The 16,996-nt window shown below is 70.4% G+C and carries 13 protein-coding genes and 1 pseudogene; 5 read left to right on the plus strand and 9 right to left on the minus strand.

Translation table 11 applies throughout. The features are described 5' to 3' along the window. The first annotated feature begins 101 nt into the window (after positions 1–101). The 3 genes and pseudogenes from ACFU97_RS23450 to ACFU97_RS23460 all read left to right on the plus strand — a co-directional run. The gene (locus ACFU97_RS23450) at positions 102–539 is read left to right on the plus strand and encodes a hypothetical protein (RefSeq protein ID WP_384259624.1); all 438 of its coding nucleotides are present in this window, start codon (positions 102–104) and stop codon (positions 537–539) included. Between the two features lie 151 nt (positions 540–690). After that, complete coding sequence (locus ACFU97_RS23455; protein ID WP_384259626.1) at positions 691–2,814, plus strand: FUSC family protein; 2,124 nt, start codon at positions 691–693, stop codon at positions 2,812–2,814. Positions 2,815–3,210: 396 nt separating this feature from the next. Beyond that, a pseudogene (locus ACFU97_RS23460) lies at positions 3,211–3,399 on the plus strand (VOC family protein); the annotation flags it as partial. On the opposite strand, the gene ACFU97_RS23465 reads toward ACFU97_RS23460, so the two are convergent. From ACFU97_RS23465 to ACFU97_RS23490, 6 genes are all read right to left on the minus strand, one after another. Beyond that, positions 3,396–4,511, minus strand: a complete 1,116-nt coding sequence (locus tag ACFU97_RS23465; RefSeq protein ID WP_384259628.1) for a histidinol-phosphate transaminase — start codon at positions 4,509–4,511, stop codon at positions 3,396–3,398. The pseudogene ACFU97_RS23460 and the gene ACFU97_RS23465 sit on opposite strands and share 4 nt — an antisense overlap. 3 nt (positions 4,512–4,514) lie before the next feature. Then, the gene (locus ACFU97_RS23470; protein ID WP_384259631.1) at positions 4,515–5,534 is read right to left on the minus strand and encodes a 3-oxoacyl-ACP synthase III family protein; all 1,020 of its coding nucleotides are present in this window, start codon (positions 5,532–5,534) and stop codon (positions 4,515–4,517) included. After that, positions 5,531–6,184, minus strand: a complete 654-nt coding sequence (locus ACFU97_RS23475) for an SRPBCC family protein (protein ID WP_384259633.1) — start codon at positions 6,182–6,184, stop codon at positions 5,531–5,533. Before ACFU97_RS23475 ends, ACFU97_RS23470 begins: the two co-directional genes overlap by 4 nt. Beyond that, the gene (locus ACFU97_RS23480; protein ID WP_384259634.1) at positions 6,156–7,916 is read right to left on the minus strand and encodes a thiamine pyrophosphate-binding protein; all 1,761 of its coding nucleotides are present in this window, start codon (positions 7,914–7,916) and stop codon (positions 6,156–6,158) included. The genes ACFU97_RS23475 and ACFU97_RS23480 overlap by 29 nt, the downstream gene beginning before the upstream one ends. Next, positions 7,913–9,013, minus strand: a complete 1,101-nt coding sequence (locus tag ACFU97_RS23485; protein ID WP_384259637.1) for a GlxA family transcriptional regulator — start codon at positions 9,011–9,013, stop codon at positions 7,913–7,915. Before ACFU97_RS23485 ends, ACFU97_RS23480 begins: the two co-directional genes overlap by 4 nt. A gap of 403 nt (positions 9,014–9,416) precedes the next feature. Beyond that, complete coding sequence (locus tag ACFU97_RS23490; protein WP_384259639.1) at positions 9,417–10,406, minus strand: helix-turn-helix domain-containing protein; 990 nt, start codon at positions 10,404–10,406, stop codon at positions 9,417–9,419. A gap of 107 nt (positions 10,407–10,513) precedes the next feature. Here ACFU97_RS23490 and ACFU97_RS23495 point away from each other — a divergent pair, with 107 nt between their 5' ends. Beyond that, positions 10,514–11,545: a saccharopine dehydrogenase family protein gene (locus tag ACFU97_RS23495; protein ID WP_384259641.1), complete on the plus strand. Its 1,032-nt coding sequence runs from the start codon at positions 10,514–10,516 to the stop codon at positions 11,543–11,545. Between the two features lie 208 nt (positions 11,546–11,753). Here the strand turns inward: ACFU97_RS23495 and ligA are convergent, their stop codons facing one another. Then, a complete protein-coding gene (ligA, locus tag ACFU97_RS23500; RefSeq protein WP_384259644.1) occupies positions 11,754–13,877 on the minus strand; it encodes an NAD-dependent DNA ligase LigA in 2,124 nt (707 codons plus the stop codon). 419 nt (positions 13,878–14,296) lie between these two features. Further along, positions 14,297–14,662: a DUF6286 domain-containing protein gene (locus ACFU97_RS23505; RefSeq protein WP_384259646.1), complete on the minus strand. Its 366-nt coding sequence runs from the start codon at positions 14,660–14,662 to the stop codon at positions 14,297–14,299. Between the two features lie 57 nt (positions 14,663–14,719). Here ACFU97_RS23505 and ACFU97_RS23510 point away from each other — a divergent pair, with 57 nt between their 5' ends. Then, on the plus strand, positions 14,720–14,845 hold the full coding sequence (locus ACFU97_RS23510; RefSeq protein WP_384259649.1) for a hypothetical protein: 126 nt from the start codon (positions 14,720–14,722) through the stop codon (positions 14,843–14,845). A 203-nt stretch (positions 14,846–15,048) separates the two neighbouring features. Here the strand turns inward: ACFU97_RS23510 and ACFU97_RS23515 are convergent, their stop codons facing one another. Further along, positions 15,049–16,962 (minus strand): PAS domain S-box protein, encoded by a 1,914-nt coding sequence (locus tag ACFU97_RS23515; protein WP_384259796.1) that lies wholly within the window; start codon positions 16,960–16,962, stop codon positions 15,049–15,051. Between the last annotated feature and the right edge of the window lie 34 nt (positions 16,963–16,996).

The following is a 16,996-nucleotide window of genomic DNA, read 5'->3' on the forward strand; positions in this document are numbered from 1 at the left end:
TCAGGTGGAACAATCGGCCCCTACGTATCCACATGACGCAGACGCCTGAGGCACCGACCATTTCCTGCCCCTGGCGCCGAAAGGACCGAAGGGACGGGCGCATGATCGAGTGGGTGTCCCTGAGCAGCGGCACACGGCCCGTTCCGCGGCCCGTGGCAACGCCTCTGGTATGGGCGACTGCGGTCGGCGGCGCACTCCTGGTGACGTTCCTCAACGCCTCCGTGGGCCCGGATCGTCCAGGGATCGCGCTCGCGGCACTGTCCTTGCTCGCTGCGATACTCGGCGTCTACGCCAGCTTCACCGCAGCCCCTGGCACGGCCGTCCTGTGCTGGCTGTTCCTCAATGGCTTCGCCATCCCACCCGCAGGCACCCTCAGTTGGACCGGGCACCGTGACACCTTCTGGCTCGCCTGCCTGCTCACCGCTGCCCTGATCGGCACCGCACTGGCCCGGCTCACCCACGCCCGCGCCGCCTACCGCTCCATCACCGCAGCCACCGCTGCAGCGACGGAGCTGTACGACGACCTCGATGCACCCTGACAGCCTGTATGCAGGGTGGGCCGGTCGGGCGTTTCCCGCGGTACCGCTGGTGTGACGGACGGCTCCCAGGGCCAGGACCAGGCATGATGTGGCGCCGTGCGCACCCCGTAGGGGACGGCACACGTTCCGGGCGGCCCTGGGAGAGGAACGCATGGCGAAGCTGCCGTCGCCGGCCAAGTCCATCGCCGCGGGGCGCAACGCCGTGCGCGTCACGGTCGCCTCGCTCGTCGGATTCTATCCCGCGGCACACCTGCTGGACCGGCCTGTCCTCGCCATCTACGCCCTGTTCGCTCCCATCGCGTTCGGCGTCATGTCGTCCCTGCCCGGTTCCGGGCGGCGGCGTGTCGGCACACTGTTGCGCGCTCTCCCGGCCGCCGCCGCGCTGGTCGTTCTCGGTACGGTCCTCGCGGTGTCGACCTGGTCGGCGGCGGCAGGCGTGCTGCTCGTAGGAGTCGTCCTGACGTTCTGCGCGGCCTGCGCCCCACGGCTCGCGGGCGTCGTCCCCGGACTGCAGCTCTTCTACATCCTTGCCTGCTTCCCGCCCTACGCCCCCGGCACATTGCCCGAGCGATTGACCGGGCTCACGGTCGGGGTGGCACTGCTGATGGTGTGTGAGTCGTTGTTCCCACAGCCGGCGCAGCCGTCGTACGACACACGGATCGCGGACGCCCTCGACCTTGCGGCGCAGACTGCGCGCCAGCTGGCCCGGTCCCGACACGCGGCGGATCCTCGTCTCGTCGAGCGACTCAGGACAACCGGCCGTGATCTGCGGTTGTCACAGCAACCGCTGGAGAGCAGGCCCACCGGGGCGAGCAGGGCGGACCGTGGCATGGCCCAGGCGGGTGCGGCCACGCGCCGCGTGCTGGACCAGCTCGCCGCTCTCGCCGAACTGCCCGCCGCACCCCTGGACTTGGCTTCGCAGACCCTGCTCCGCGACATCGCTGCCACATGCGCCGGCACAGCGCAGATGGTACGCGGACGGCGTCCGGCGGCCGGCCCTGAACCGATGGAGGAAATGACGGCCCAGTTCCTCGCCGCGCGCGGCAGCATTCCCGTCGCGCGGGGGCACGGCCTGCATGCACTGTTGCGGCGGCAGTCGACCGTCCTGACGGTCGCCGTCTCGGCCATGACCGTGCGCACGGCCGTTGCTCTGGCCAACGGTGTGGAACGCTCGGTGCCGGGCCTGCCTCACGAGCAGTTCTGGTACAGCCGGAGCTCGACGGCCCGGCTGTGGCTCATCAGGATGACCGGCAACTTCACCCCGCGCTCCGTCGTGTTCCAGAACGCCTTCCGCACGGCGCTCGGACTTGCGCTCGCCCGCATCGTGGCGGGATCGCTCGACCTGTCTCATGGTTTCTGGGTACTCCTCGCCGTGCTCACCCTGGGCCGTACCACCGCGGGCGCCACCTGGTCCGTCGTCCGCTCCGCAGCCGTCGGTACTCTGGTCGGCGCGTTGGCCGCCGGCCTGCTCCTGACCGGTGCCGGTGACACCGTCCAGGTGTACGAGTACCTGCTGGCGCCGCTCATGCTGATCGCGTTCTCGGTGGGACCCGTCGGCGGGCCGGCCTGGGCGCAGGGGCTCTTCACCCTGGTCGTGTCCACGGCGTTCGCCCAGATCGCCCCGGTGACATGGCAGTTGGCGGAGGCCCGCATCATCGATGTCCTGACCGGCAGCGCCATCGGCCTGATGTGCGGGCTGCTCGCCTGGCCGTCCGGGGCCCATGCCGAGATCCGGCGCGGCATGAGCGCACTCTTCCTCGCCGCCGCACCCCTCGTGCGGGCCACCGCCGACGCCGTCACCGACCCCACGCCTCCACACGACGCCGCAACCCAAGCCCTGCAGTTGACCCTCCATCGACTGCGCATCGCCCAGGCCGCCTACGCGCAATACCGAGCAGAACCCGCCCCCCGTGCACCCGAGAACGGTCCGGACTGGCTCGCCTGCATCAACTACGGCGCCCGCACACTGGTCGGCGCCTACTGGCTGCCGACGTCACGCACCACAGCCGCCATCCCCCCGACCGCCGTGCGATGGGCCCGCGAAGCCGCCGACGACATCGCTACGGCGACGCGCCACGCAGCCACCTTCCCAGCAACAGGTATCCGAGTCCGAACCACCACCCTGCCGCCTCACATCGCGGCGCAGATCCCGGTCGAGGCCCTGTCTCCCCTGGTCGACCTGGAGGTCTGGCTACGGGCCCTTGCCACGGACCTCGAAACGGCAGTCGGCACACACGGCCACACCGACACCCAGACCGGCTCGCCCAGGATGTGACGGCAGGCGCGAGGATGCCGGGGACGGTCGGGCGTCAGACGGGGGGGGCGGCCAAGTCCGCGAGGCGCGTGGCGGTTCACCATCAGCGGCGGTCTCCTCCCAGACGGTCTTCGGCTCGGCCGGCAACTCCGGCTTGTCCGGGGCGAGATCGGCCTGGTCGCGGGAGTCGGCAACCAGGTTGTAGCCACGAGACGGCCGCCTGATCCGCATCGGCAGGCCGACGGACGCCCGCGCACACCAGGCGACCCGTACGGCGCCCGCCTCCCAGACCTTGCTTGCGGGTAGACCGCAGCCTCACCGGGCCGTACACCCGGGTCCAGGACCGCGCACCAGAAGGTCGCGAGCCGTTCCGGACCGTGGCAGTCGACGACCAATTCGGCCGGTGCCGGGCCCGCTGACGTCAGCCCGATCGACCGCAGCACGGACGACGAAGTGGCCAGGCTGCTCGTCCTCGGCGCCACCAAGGTGGACGTGGGTCAGGGACCCGGCAGCAGCTGGGTGGTCATGGCCGATCCCGAAGGCAACGAGTTCGACGTCCAGCGCACCCTGGCACCGTCCAACGAGACGAGCGGGCCCGACGACTAGTCGTCATGGGCGCTCGGCGAGCGCACGACGGGCGCTCGTCTCAGGCCGTTGTGCCGGACGGCGGTGGCCCGGCCGTCATGCCTGGTCCCCGGCGCACCCCCTTCTGACGCCGCGTGTCGGCTTGCTCCTGCCAACGCGGCGAGCACGGCGTCGTTGGCCTGCCGGCTGCCGACGGTGAGTCGCAGTCCTTCGCCGGGGTAGTGGCGAGCCCGGATGCGCGCGGCGGTGAGTGCCGCGGCCGCCTCGTCGACCGGATCGGGGGCGGCGAGCCAGACGGAGTTGGCGTGGCCCGGGCGTATGTGCCAGCCGTGCGCGGCGAGTTGGTGGTGGAGCCGGTCTCGTTCGGCGATGACGGTGTCCACGCGTCGACGCAGTTCGTCGACGGCGCGAAGCGATGCCTCTACGGCCGCAGTTGCCACCGCGTTGATCCCGAAGGGCAGTTGTTGCCGGCGGATTCGTGCGACCAGGTCGGTCGCGCCGAGTCCGTAGCCGATCCGCAGGGCGGCCAGGCCGTACGCCTTGGAGAAGGTGCGCAGGACCAGCAGGTTGGGGTGACGGTCTAAGAGGGCGGCAGCATCCGGCAGTTGGGCGCCGCGGGCGAACTCCACGTACGCCTCGTCGAGGAGAACGGTGACGTGTCGGGGAACCTGACGCAAGAACGCAGACAGCGCGTCGGCGGTGATCAGGGTCCCGGTGGGGTTGTGCGGATTGCACAGCACCACGACGCGGGTGCGGTGGTCGAGCGCCACGAGCAAGGCGTTCAAGTCCTGGCTTCCGTCCGGGGTCAGGGGTACGGGGACGGTGCCGGCGCCGACCATGGCGGCGAGTAGCGGGTATGCGTCGAAGGTACGCCAGGCGTAGGCCACGGTGTCGCCGGGCTCTACCACGGCCTGCAGCAACTGCAGGGCCACGCCCACCGATCCGCTGCCGACCGCGACGCGGTCGGGGCTCACCTGGCACCACGCGGCGATCCATTCGGTGAGGTCGTCGGGGTAGAACTGCGGGTACCGGTGAGCCTGGGCAACGGCACGTTGCATCGCCTCGCGGACCGAGGGCAGCGGGGGGTACGGGCTCTCGTTCAGGGCCAGTTGGTGCAGCACGGGGATGTTCATCCGTCAGCCCCGCCCGCCGCGCCAGCGGACCGCGGCGGCGCCGGCGAAGTCACCCGCGTGGGCGAATCCCCCGAGGACCACCAGGTCTCCGTCCTGGACCTGCTGTGTGCGGATCGCGCGGTCGAGGGTGATCGGGATCCCCGCTCCGAACAGATTCCCGCACTCGTCGAAGGTGTTCAGATGCCGTTCGGCGGGCAGTTGCAGCGCTTCTCGCCAGTTCCGCAGGAAGGTGCGGTTGGGCTGGTTGGTGATGAGGACGTTGATGTCGGTGGTCGCCACGCCGAGCCGCCGGCACAGGTCGGTGACCACCTCCGGGACCAGGCGATTGCCGCGTGCCAGGACCTTGGCGACGCTGGCGTCGGTGAACCCGATGCGCAGCTGGGACTCTCCTGGCTCCCAGTACTTGCGGCCGTCGTCGACCGCGACGGTCATGTCCCCGGCGTACTCGCCGATGTGCCGGGTCTCCACGTCGAGCACCGGGCTGTCGGCCGATGTGGTCACGTAGCCCACGCCGCAGCCGTCGCCCGGGATCGCGGCCTGCGCGAGCCGGCGTACCTCGGATTGTGTGAAGCACTGGCCCGCGGCGCTCTGCGCGTTGCAGATCAGCGCGGTCGTCGCGTCGGTGGTGCTCAGGATCTGCCGGGCCAGCTTCAGCATGTACACGAAGGACGCGCAGCCCGCGTTGGCCACGTCGACGAGCCACTCCGGGTTCAGGCCCAGCCGGCGTGCCACCTCGGTGCCGGCGCCCACGAAGGGCAGGTCCGGCAGCTGGCTGTGCACCAACAGCACGTCCACGCCCCGGATTTCGTCCCTTCCGTGCCGTTCGATCAGGGGCTGCACGGCGCGCTCGACCATGTCGGCGTTGGTCTCGTCCGGTGCCACGTGGTGCCGTAGCGGAGGGATCTTGAACATGGGGTGGCTGCGCAGCTTGTCCTCGGCTCCGGGGTACTCGGTGTAGAAGTCCGCGGGAACCGGCTTGCCGGGCAGGTAACTTGCGATGTCGGTGAGGCTGACCGTGGTCACTGCGCCACCGCCTTCACCGGAGGCACGCTGACGGGCAGGCCATTGCGGTGGCGGTGTTCCAGGATCGCCTTGAGGTTGTTCATCTCCACGGTGTGCCCCGCGTAGAAGAGGTCCCAGAAATCGCCCACCCAGGGCCGGTCCGGGCGAGGACTCCTGTCGGGGTGCGGGTTGTCGTCGTAGTAGGGGTGGCGGCAGTTGGTCCAGGTGATCACCGATCCCGGCTTGTCGAGCACCAGGGGCGCCGGCACGACGCGCATCAGGTAGATCATCCACAGCTTCTCGCCCTGGTCCCAGGAGCAGTGGTAGTCCACGGTCATGGCTTCGGGATGGGCGACCACCTTGCAGTAGATCCTGGTGTCGTCCTCGAGCCGGTCGAAGCCGGCCCACAGCCCCGGGGTGCCGGTGGGGGTGAAGTCCCGCAGGCTGCAGGTCCACTCCTCCAGGTGGTGGCCCTGGCGCAGGTAGTCGTACGTCTGCTCCGGGGGGCAGTCGACGTACTCGTGGATGGTGCAGTACTGCCCGTAGACCTGGTGGTGGGGGTAGACGGCGTGGGTGAGTTCCATGCAGTGCGCGGTCAACTCGTCCTTGCCGGGGTTCTCGATCCGCATCAGACCGGGGATGTCAGCCAACGTGGACGATGCCTCGCTCATAGGAGCTCTCCTTGTTGTCGGCGGCTTGGACGAAGGACTGGAAGGGGCGGAAGGGAGGGATCTCGGCCGGGTCGCAGTCCAGCGCGATGAACGCCGGGCCGGCGCCCGCGTTGCTGCGGAACAGGGCACGGCGCAGGTGCGCGGTGTCGTCGGCGCCTGTGACCTCGAGGGACGGGAAGGCAGCGGCCACGCCGGCGGCGATGTCGGTACGGGAGAAGAGGTCGTCGCTGCGAACGCCGCCCTGGAGGTACTCCTCGCGCACCGCGCACATGGCATGGGCGTTGTTGTTGAAGACGACGAAGGTCACGGGTGCGGCGTACTCGACGGCCGTGTGCACCTCCATGCCGTGCATGTAGAAGGCCCCGTCGCCGGCGAGTACGTAGGTGCGTCGGCCGGTGGCGAGCGCGGCGCCGATCGCGGCACCGAAGGTGTAACCCATGCCTCCCATGCCGACCGCCAACACGAACCGGCCGTGGCGCGGTGCCGGGAGGAGATGGACCGCGCTCGCCCCGGCGTTGCCTGCGTCCACGAAGACGTGCGCATCGTGCGGGAGTGCCGCCTGCACCGCGGCAACTGCCCGGGCATAGGGGATAGTTCGGCCTAGGGCCTGAGAATCCGGGAGGGGCGCGACTGTGGGGAGCGGACCGGCGTGCTCCGGGCAGGCGCGTGATCGCTGCGGCAGCCGGCCGGTCACCGCGCGCAGCGCTTCGGGCAGATGTCCGATCAGCGCGGTGCCAGGCACGAACGGTGGTTCGGGACCGAGGCAGACGACGTCGCTGGCGGCCAGGGCCTGCTCCAATCCCCCGCACGCGAGGGACGGCAGCCGGGTGCCGACCAGCAGGCACACGTCGGCCCGCCGCAGACAGTCTTCCACGTTGGCATGGCCCATCACTCCGGCCACACCCGCGAATCGGGGATCACTGTTGTCGAAGACGTCCTTGGCGTCGGGAGTGACCGCCACCCACGCCCCCAAGCGCCGGGCCAGTTCCACCAGTTCCGCATGTGTGCCGGTGGCGGCGACCTCGTCACCGGCGATGACGAGGACGCGGTCGGCCCGGCGAAGGGTGTCCGTCACGGCGGTGACGGCGTCGGTGTCGAGGCGCGCCACCGAGGCCGTCGGCACCGACGTCGGCACTTGCGGCGTCTGTGCGGCGGCGCCGCCGGGCACCCGGATGCGCGCCTGCTGCACGTCCTTGGGCAGCAGCAGCACCGCCGGCCCTCGCGGATCGGCATGGGCCGCCGCTATCGCCCGGGGCAGCAACTCCCTGATCGAGTCCGCGTCATCGACCCGCGCGCAGAACCGGGAGACAGGTGCGAAGACCTCCCGGGCGTCGAAGGAGCCCGCCTTGCCGCTGGTGTCCTGGAACGCCCCATGGCCCTCCTGGCCGGTCGGCGGCTGGCCCACCAGCGCCAGGACGGGCACCCGGGAGGCGTAGGCCTCTGCCAGACCAGGCATGAGATTCATGGCACCACCGCCCGAAGTGGCGGCGACGACGCCGAGGCGCCTGGTCGTACGGGCGCATCCGTCGGCCATCGTGACGGCGGAGAACTCGTGTTTGGCGACGACGCCTCCGATGGCGTCGGTGCGGTGAACGGCGTCGTACAGGTCCTCGATGTTCGCGCCGCCGACCCCGAACACGTGGGTGACGCCGGCCCGGGCGAGCTCCCCGGCCAGGTAGTCGACCAGCCGTACCGTTCCATCCTCGGGTAAGTCAGCGATGGTTGTGCTCATACGGGGCTCCTGTTCGTCTCGTGGTGCGGGTCGATGAAGCCGGACGGCGAGATGAGTTGAAAGCGGTGCCGGTATTCCTTCGGAGTGAGTCCCAGGGTTCGGCCAAAGGAGCGGAAGAAGGTCTCGGGAGCGCCGAATCCGCAGCGGCGCGCAATCTGGCCGATCGTCAGGTCGGTGGTTTCCAGCAGTTCGCGGGCACGGGCGATACGGGTCCGCTCGATGTACTGGCCGGGGGTCGTGCCCGCCTCGCGTCTGAAAACCCGGGAGAAGTTGCGCGGGCTCATGTTGGCTGTACGGGCGATCTCGGCGACGGGTAAAGGATTGTGCAGGTTGTCGAGGATCCACTCCTGCGCAGCCCTGATCGGCGGATGGTCGGCCAACTGGGCGTCCAGGACAGTGCTGAACTGTGCCTGTCCTCCATGTCGCTTGAGGAACAGCACCAGAAAGCGCGCCGTCTGCAGCGCGAGCGCCGCGCCGTGATCGGCCTCCACCAGGGCCAGCGCCATGTCGATCCCGGTCGACACTCCCGCGGAGGTCACAAAGGGGCCGTCCCACACGAAGATCGGCTCGGCGTCGACCGTCACATCCGGATAGCGGTCTGCCAACGCCTCGCTGTAGGCCCAATGCGTGGTCGCGCGCCTGCCGTCGAGAAGGCCGGCTTCCGCAAGCAGGAAGGATCCGCCACATACGGAGGCGACCCTGCGGGACCGGGCCGCTGCCTGACGGATCCAGGAGACCAACTCCCCGTCCTTGAGCGCATCGTTGAGGCTCCATCCGCCCGGCACGAGGAGCGTGTCGATCGGCCCCTCCCCCGCTTCCAGCGGCGCGGCCTCCAGCATCATTCCGGAGCTCATCCGCACCAGTGGTGCTTCGGCGGAGACGAAGTCGATTCGGTAGGGGGCTCCCCCCGGGGCCAGAAACCGGTTGGCGGTATCGAACACTTCAATGGGTCCGGTGATGTCCAGCGCCATCGCGCCCGCGTACACCACCACCACAACACGTCGCTCAAACACGATCACAGCCTGTATCGACGTTGGGACTGGCTGCAATGACAGATCACTGACGTATACGGCCAACGCGCAGTCGTCGACCGCCAAAGAGCAGTGCTGGCCTGGCAATTCGGACCGTGAACGCACACTGGTGGGTGAGGCAGCTCACAGGACCCCTCGGTGCCACCACTCCCCCGCCGGACGGCTACTCAACGGTGGCGACCGCGGACGGCTACCGCTGCCCGAGCTTCTCCGTGGATTCCGGCCGTCGTTTTGCGGGAGCAGGCGGTACGAGACCTTTTGCTCGGAAAGGCGAGGAGCGCACGGTCGACGACGCGGTGCAGTTCATCCCGTGAGACGCCCGCCGCAGCCTGGACCGCGAGGCCCGCCGATACGGTGGCCGCCCAGGGGACGGCGGGGGGTCGGTTGCCGGGCGCTCCGGCCGGGCCGACGGGAGTCCGAACCTGGAAGTGCTCAAGGCTGGCGTAGCTGGGCCGGGACGACCCGGTGCCTACGACGTAGCGCTGAGGGAACCGCCGGCCGTCCCGTCCGGAACGTCGCGCGTGCGTGCGCGAAAGGTGCGGCGGTAGGTGTCCGGAGGCACCCCGAGGCTTCGGTTGAAATGGCGGCGCAGGGTCGTGGCGGTGCCCATGCCGGTGGCGACCGCGACGGTGTCGATGCTGTCGTCGGTCGTCTCCAGCAGTTCCTGGGCGTGGCGGATCCGCTGGGCGTGCAGCCACTGCAAGGGGCTGGAGCCGGTCGCCGCCCGGAAATGACGCGCCAGATGGCGGGAGCTCATGCTGACCTGACGGGCCAGGTCCTCCACCGTCAACGGCTGGTCGAGCCGTTCGATGATCCAGGGAAACAGGGCGGTGAGCGGGTGATCGTCGCGCGCGGGAACCGGAGCGGAGACGAACTGGGCCTGGCCGCCGGATCGATGGGGTGGCACGACCAGGCGACGGGCCACGGTGTTGGCGACCGACGAACCGTGGTCGAGGCGGACGAGGTGCAGGCACAGGTCCAGCGCGGCGGCCTTGCCCGCGGAGGTGAGAACGCTGGTCTCGTCCACATAGAGAACGTCCGGGTCGACCTCGACCTCGGGGTAGCGGGCGGCCAGCGCGTCGGTGTGCGCCCAGTGGGTGGTGGCGCGCCTGCCGTTCAGCAGACCCGCCGCGGCCAGCACGAACGCACCGGTGCACAGCGAAGCGATACGGGCACCCGCGCGATGGGCCGCGCGCACTGCGTCGATCAGGGCCGCGGGCGGGTCCACGTCGATGTCGGCCCAGCCCGGGACGATCACGGTGTCGGCGCTCCTCAGCCGGTCGAGACCATGGTCGGGCTCCAGGCGGAATCGGCCGAACGGCACGCTCCGGGGCCCACAGACGGAAAGCTCGTACCACGGGACGTCCACCGCGTCCGGGGCAGTACCGAAGACCTCGTGGGCCAGGGCCAGTTCGAAGTGCAGCATGCCGTCCGTGACGGCCAATGCGACAGTGGGCACGTCCGAAAGTGTACGGGGCGTGTCGTTTCAGACGCTCACGCTCCATGGCTCAACCGGCAACGATGGTCCCGGTCGTTCGGTTCGATCAGCACACCACGGGAGCAGTGATGGCGGCGCAGCAGACGGTAACGGTGTACGGGGCGTATGGGCACACCGGCCGATTCGTGGTGACGCATCTGCGGGAGCGAGGGTTCGTACCGGTCCTGTCCGGGCGCGATCCCCGCAAGCTGCAGGTGCTGGCACAAGAGCGTCCCGGACTCGACGTGCGCCCGGCGGCCGTCGACGACCCGGCCTCACTGGACCGTGCGCTGGACGGGGCCGCTGCCGTCATCAACTGCGCCGGCCCCTTCGCCACGACGGCGGCTCCGTTGATCGAGGCGTCCATGCGCGCCGGAATCCCCTACGTGGATGTGGCGGCCGAGATCGAGGCCAACGCCGACACCTTCAAGCTCTTCGGGGACCGGGCCCGCGACGCCGGCGCGGTGATCGTCCCTGCGATGGCCTTCTACGGCGGCCTTGGAGACCTGCTGGCCACTACGGCGATGGGAGACTGGACCGAGGCCGACGAGGTCCATGTCGCCTACGGGCTGAGCAGCTGGCACCCGACGGAAGGGACGCGTGCCGCGGGCAGGGTCTCCGCGGAGCGGCGCGAGGGCCGCCGCGTCCGCTTCACAAACGGGCGGCTGGACTACCACAACGACGATCTGTCCACCGTCAAGTGGTCCTTCCCCGACCCTCTGGGCCCGCGCACCGTCATCGGTGGGTTCACCATGGCCGACGTCGTCACCATCCCCAGCCACCTGGCCGTTCCCGAGGTGCGTTCTTACATGAGTACCGAAGCCGCCGGCGGCCTGGCGGACCCGGACACGCCGGCCCCTGCCGCGGTAGACGAACACGGGCGGTCAGCGCAGACCTTCCTCGTGGACGTCGTCGTGCGATCCGGCGGCACCGAACGGCGGGCGTCGGCCGCCGGCCAGGACATCTACGCCGTCACGGCGCCGCTCGCGGTGGAAGCGGTCGACCGTATCCTCACGGGCCGGACCAACGCGGTCGGTGTCCTCTCCGCCGGTGAAGTCTTCGACGCGCCGGACTTCCTGCGCGCCCTGTCCTCGTACCTGTCGGTGGACGTTCGGTCGTAGCGCGTGCGGGACCGGGCTCACGTATCGCGTCGAGGTCGGCGTCGTGGCACGACATTCCACTGAACAGAGTGCGGCCCGCCGCTACGGGGGAGAGCGGCGGGCCACGACCACGGTCCCACAGCCGGGCCCGCAGCGCGCGCTGTGCCGGCGAACTGCCAGTTGAGGCAGGCAGGTCAATCAGGTCGTCATGTCGGTCAGGTCACTCAGGTCACTCGACGAAATCGGCGACCAGGGCGGCGAATTCGTCCGGTGTGGCCAGGCGGATGCCGAGGGTTTCGGCCTTGGCGCGTTTGGAGCCGGCGCCGTCGCCGGCGACGACCAAGGTGGTCTTCTTGGAGACGCTCGAGGAGGAGCGGCCGCCTGCGCGTTCGATGAGTTCGTTCATCTGGTTGCGGCTGAGCTTCTCCAGCGGCCCGGTCATCGCGCCGGTCACCACGACCGTCATGCCGGTCAGCGGCCCGCCCGGCGCATCAGTATCCGTGTCCGCGGCCACCGCGCTCTGTCCGCCGTCGGTATCGGTGTCGGTATCGGTGTCCGACGGGAGCGACGTGGGCGGGGTGGCGCCGGGCTCCGTCATGTTGACCCCGGCTGCGGCCAGTTTGTCGATGAGCGGGGCGAGTTCGGCGAGTTCGGCGACGATCGAGGGCGCCTTCTCTCCCCCGATGCCTTCCACCTGCTGCAGGGCGTCCGCGTCGGCGGCACGGATGTTGTCCATGGTGGCGAAGTACCGGGCGATGCGTCGGGACATGGAACGGCCCGTGCCGCGGACCCCGAGCGCGCACAGCACCCGCGACAGCGGCCTGCCCTTGGCGGTGTTGATGGCGGAAAGGAGGTTGTCGGTGCTGGTCTCGCCCATCCGCTCCAGCTCGAGGAGCTGCTCGCGGGTGAGAGTGAACAGGTCGGCGAGATCGGTCACGAGGCCCGCGTCGACGAGTTGGACGATCCGAGTGGCGCCCAGGCCTTCGATGTCGAGCTGGTCGCGGCCCGCTGCGTAGGACAGGGAGGCGACCAGGTGACAGTTGCGGCCCTGTTCGCACCTCCAGCGTTCCTGGCTGCTGTCGATGGCCGATCCGCAGCGTGGACACACGTCCGGGAAGACGATCTGCTGCTCCTCGCCGGTCCGCAGGTGGGCGACGGGGGCTTCGATGCGGGGAATGACGTCGCCGGCGCGGTGGACCATGACGTGATCGCCCAGGCGCAGGTCGCGGCGGGTGATGTCGGCCGGGTTGTGTAGGGTGGCGTAGGTGATGGTGGCGCCGTCGATCTCCACCGGTTCGAGTACTCCGCGGGGGGCGATGATGCCGGTGCGGCCGACGTTCCACTCCACCCCCACGAGGCGGGTGATCTTCTCCACGGCCGGGAGTTTGTAGGCGATCGCCCAGCGGGGCGCGCGGGACCCGGATCCGGCGGCCTGCTGGTCGGCGGCCAGGTCGGCCTTGATGACGATGCCGTCGATGCCGAACGGCAACTCGGCGCGCAGCGCGGCGATTTCGCGCACCCGGTCCAGCACCTCCTCCACGCTCGCGGCGACGGTCCCGGGGACCGGGGTGTCGGCGGTGGTGTGCACGCCGAGACGTACGGCCAGAGCCATGAGGTCGCTGTGCGCGAGCTCGCCCAGTTCTTGGGCGAGTGCCGGTTCGGCGTCCGCCAGCGGCAGCAGTCCGTAGCCGAAGAAGGTCATCGGCACCGTGTAGGCGCGGTCCTTGGCGCGAAGGGTGCCGGCGGACGCGCCGCGGGGGTTGGCGAACGGCTGTCCACCGTGCTGGGTGCGCACCTCGTTGGCGTGCTCGAACTGGGCGGTCGTCATGAGGACTTCGCCGCGCACCTCGACCGTGACCGGCTCGGCGAGCTGCGCAGGCAGACCCTCAAGGGTGCCGATCGCGTGCGAGACGTCCTCCCCGGCGATGCCGTCGCCGCGGGTGATCAGCCGGGTCAGCCGGCCCTGGGTGTAGCGGGCGGCGACGGCGAGACCGTCGAGCTTCGGCTCGACGCTGAAGCGGGCCGCCTCACGGCCGATCCGGCGGGCCAGCGAGGCCGCCCAGCCGGTGAACTCCTCGGGCGAGAACACGTTGTCCAGGCTCAGCATCGCCACCGTGTGCGGCACATCGCCCTCCACCGCCCCGCCGGCGACCTTCCCGGTCGGCGAGTCGGGCAGCACCTGGCCGGGATGCGCGGCCTCCCACTCGGCGATGCCCCGCACCAGCCGGTCGTAGGCGTCGTCATCCAGTGAGGAGTCGCCGCCCTCGTAGTAGGCGGCCGCGGCCTTGACCGCGTCCTCGACCGCCTGTGCGTAGGCGGCGGCATCCACGATCTGCGCAACGGGTGTCGTCATGCCCACCATCCTGCCTGCCACCACTGACAACGCCCCCAGAGCGCCGACTACGGCAAGGCCGCCGGACCCGGTCCCGCCGCCCGCCGCCCGCCGCCCGCCGCCCGCCGCCCAGGGAGTACGGCGTGTCGTAGCCCGCGCAACGCGGACCGCGGTGGCCGGGTTCACGTCGACCCAGCCCTCGCCGCGCAACCGCGCCACTTCGCCCCGGTCCAAGAGGTGCTCGGTCAGGTGGCGGGCTCCCGGCCGCCGGGACAGCGACATCGCTTGCTGTCGCGCATCCGCTCTCCTCCCGCCCTGCTCCCCCACCGTCGGGCGTGGCTCCGGAACCGGCCGCCACGGCGGTCCCGGGGAGGCCGTGACGCGTAGTCGGGGGCTGCGGCCCAGCCGACAATTGGCGAGGGTGTCGCGTGCGGCGGCCGTCACGGCGGTGCGCGCCGCTGCCCGGTCACCGAGGGCGAGAGCGGCTCGGACCGCGACCCCACGACCCCACGGCCCCGCATCCGCACCCGCACCCGCACCGCCGTGACACCGTCCACGCCCGCCACCGCGTCACGGACCAGGCTCGCCACCGCCGAACGGTCGATCACCGTGTCGATCCTGGGCGCCGGGACGTGCACCGTGTGCCGGCGGCGGTGGACGGGAGTGAGAGCGAGCACGATCATCCAAAGGCCGGCAAGCGCCGACAGTCCGCCCGCGGTCGCCACGGCGGGCTCCGGAGTGCGGGCCGCCTCCTGCCGTCTGCTGTGGGCCGGTGCCGACGCGGCCGTCGGGGTCCGTTTGGACATCCACGCCCTGGCCGGATCTTCCCGGCCGGATCTTCCCTGCCGGGCGTCGCCCTCCGGGTGCGTGAACGGGGGTGGGAGGCCGCGGACCGTGAACTGGGCATGGTCGTGGCGGTCGTGGACCTCCGTATCACCGACGTCGTGCCGGTCTCGGCCGAGGACGAGCAGGAGGGCCGTACCTCATGACCTCCCAGCCCACGAACACCGCGCACACGACGCTGGTCGAGCAGGTCGCCACGGTGGTGGGGGCACGCCGACCGGGACCGGTACACCGGCGTGCGGATCACCCTGCCTCGTGCCCGAACGGCCCGCGCCACGAGTCACCGTGACGGTGACCGGCCGCGTCTGAGAGTGCGTGCGACGTAGGCAGGTCACCCCGAAGACGGACCTCAAAGCTGTAGCACGAACCAGGTCGTCTTCCCTCGTTCCTCAGGGCGAACGCCCCAGCTGCTGGCCAGGCTGTCGACCAGGAGGAGGCCGCGTCCGGATTCGTCGTCCTCGGCCGCCGGGCGCGGATGCGGCAGGTGGGGGCTGAGGTCACTGATCTCGATGACGAGGCTGTTGACGGTACGGCGCATGTGGAGCACGAGGGGGCCTGCGGCGTGCTGGACGGCGTTGGTCAGTACCTCGGAGACCAGCAGCCGCGCATCGTCGGCCTTGTGGGCGTTGCCCCAGGTGTGGAGTGTGTCGACGACGAACGTGCGGCCGGTGGCCACCGCGGACGCGGTGGCCGGCAGTTCCGCGCTGACGGTGTCCAGCGGGGCCGCGGGGATCCGCGCGAGCAGCAGCGTGACGTCGTCGTCGTGGCCGTCCCTGCCGGCCAGCAAGGCGGCAAGTACCTCGTCGGCGGCGCTCTCCAGGCCGTGCGCGTCGGTGAAGGCGTCATCGAGGGCGGTGGTGAGCTTGTCGATCTGGGTCTCGATGTCGCCGCCCGGAGTCTCGACGAGACCGTCGGTGTACAGGACGAGCGTGGCGCCGGGCGGGATGACGGCGCTGGACTGCTGGTAGAAGATGTCGCCCACGCCCAGGGGCGCGTTGATGGGCGTGGGCAGCCTTCGGACACCGCCCGGGTCGGCGATCAGGGTCGGCAAATGACCGGCGGAGCAGGCGATCACAGATCCCGTGTCCGGGGCGATGACCAGGTAGCAGCAGGTGACGAGCTGGTCGGGGACCTCGAGGTCTGCGACGACCGCGTCCAGGGCCTGCATCAGCTGCCGGGGCTGCAGACCGGTCTTGGCCAGGGCGTGTGCGGCGGAGCGCAGCTGCCCCATGACCGCCGCGGCTTCCAGGCCCCGGCCCATGACGTCACCGATCAGGACGCCGACTCGGCCGGCGCCGAGGGGAATGAGGTCGAACCAGTCGCCGCCCACGCCGGCGCCCTGCGTGGCCGGCCTGTAGCGGCTGGCCGCGGCGAGGCCCGGGATCGCCGGCGGGGTGCCCATGAGACTGCGCTGGAGGGTGAGGGCGATGTGCTTCTGCTGCTCGTAGAGAGTGGTGAGTTCGGCCTCGGCGCGCTTGCGGTCGCTGATGTCGCGGACGATGGCGCACGCGCCGATGACCTTGCCGGCCGTGTCCCGTGTCGGCCAGAGTGTGACGTCGACGTCGATCGTCGCGCCGGTGCTGGTGAGCCGGAGCGTTTCGAAGTGCTCGATCTTCTCGCCGTGCCGCAAACGTTTCAGCAGCTCGGTGATCTCGCCCTTGCACTCGGGGGGCGCCAACATGGACACGTGCTGTCCGATGGCTTCCTCGGCCGAGTAGCCGTACAGCCGTTGAGCGGCGGCGTTCCAGTACGTGATGCGGCCGTCGAGAGTCTTGGCGAGGATCGCGTCCTGGGACGACTCGACCAGGCCGGCGAGCTCGTTGATGCGGGTCTCGGCGGCCTTGCGTTCGCTGACGTCCCGGACCGCGGCGGAGACCAGCAGACCGTCGGCGGTCTCCAACGGGCTGAGGCTGATCTCGACGGGGAACTCGCTGCCGTCCTTGCGCAGCCCGTGCAGCTCCAGCCCCGCACCCATGGGGCGCACCTGCTGGTTGACGGCGTAGCCGTCCCGGTGACGGGTGTGGTGAGCCTGGAAACGTTCAGGCACGAGCAACTCGACCGGGTGACCAAGGAGTTCGTCGCGCCCGTAGCCGAAGAGTGTCTCCGTCTGGGCGTTGACGAGTCTGATCGTGCCGGTGTCGTCCACGATCACCATGGCGTCCGGGGCCGCCTCCAAGAGCGCCCGAAACCTTTCGTCAGCCGCCTTGCGTTCGCTGACGTCCCGGACCGCGGCGGAGACCAGCAGACCGTCGGCGGTCTCCAACGGGCTGAGGCTGATCTCGACGGGGAACTCGCTG

Origin of the sequence: Streptomyces sp. NPDC057616 (assembly GCF_042800575.1) — a bacterium.
GTDB lineage: Bacteria > Actinomycetota > Actinomycetes > Streptomycetales > Streptomycetaceae > Streptomyces.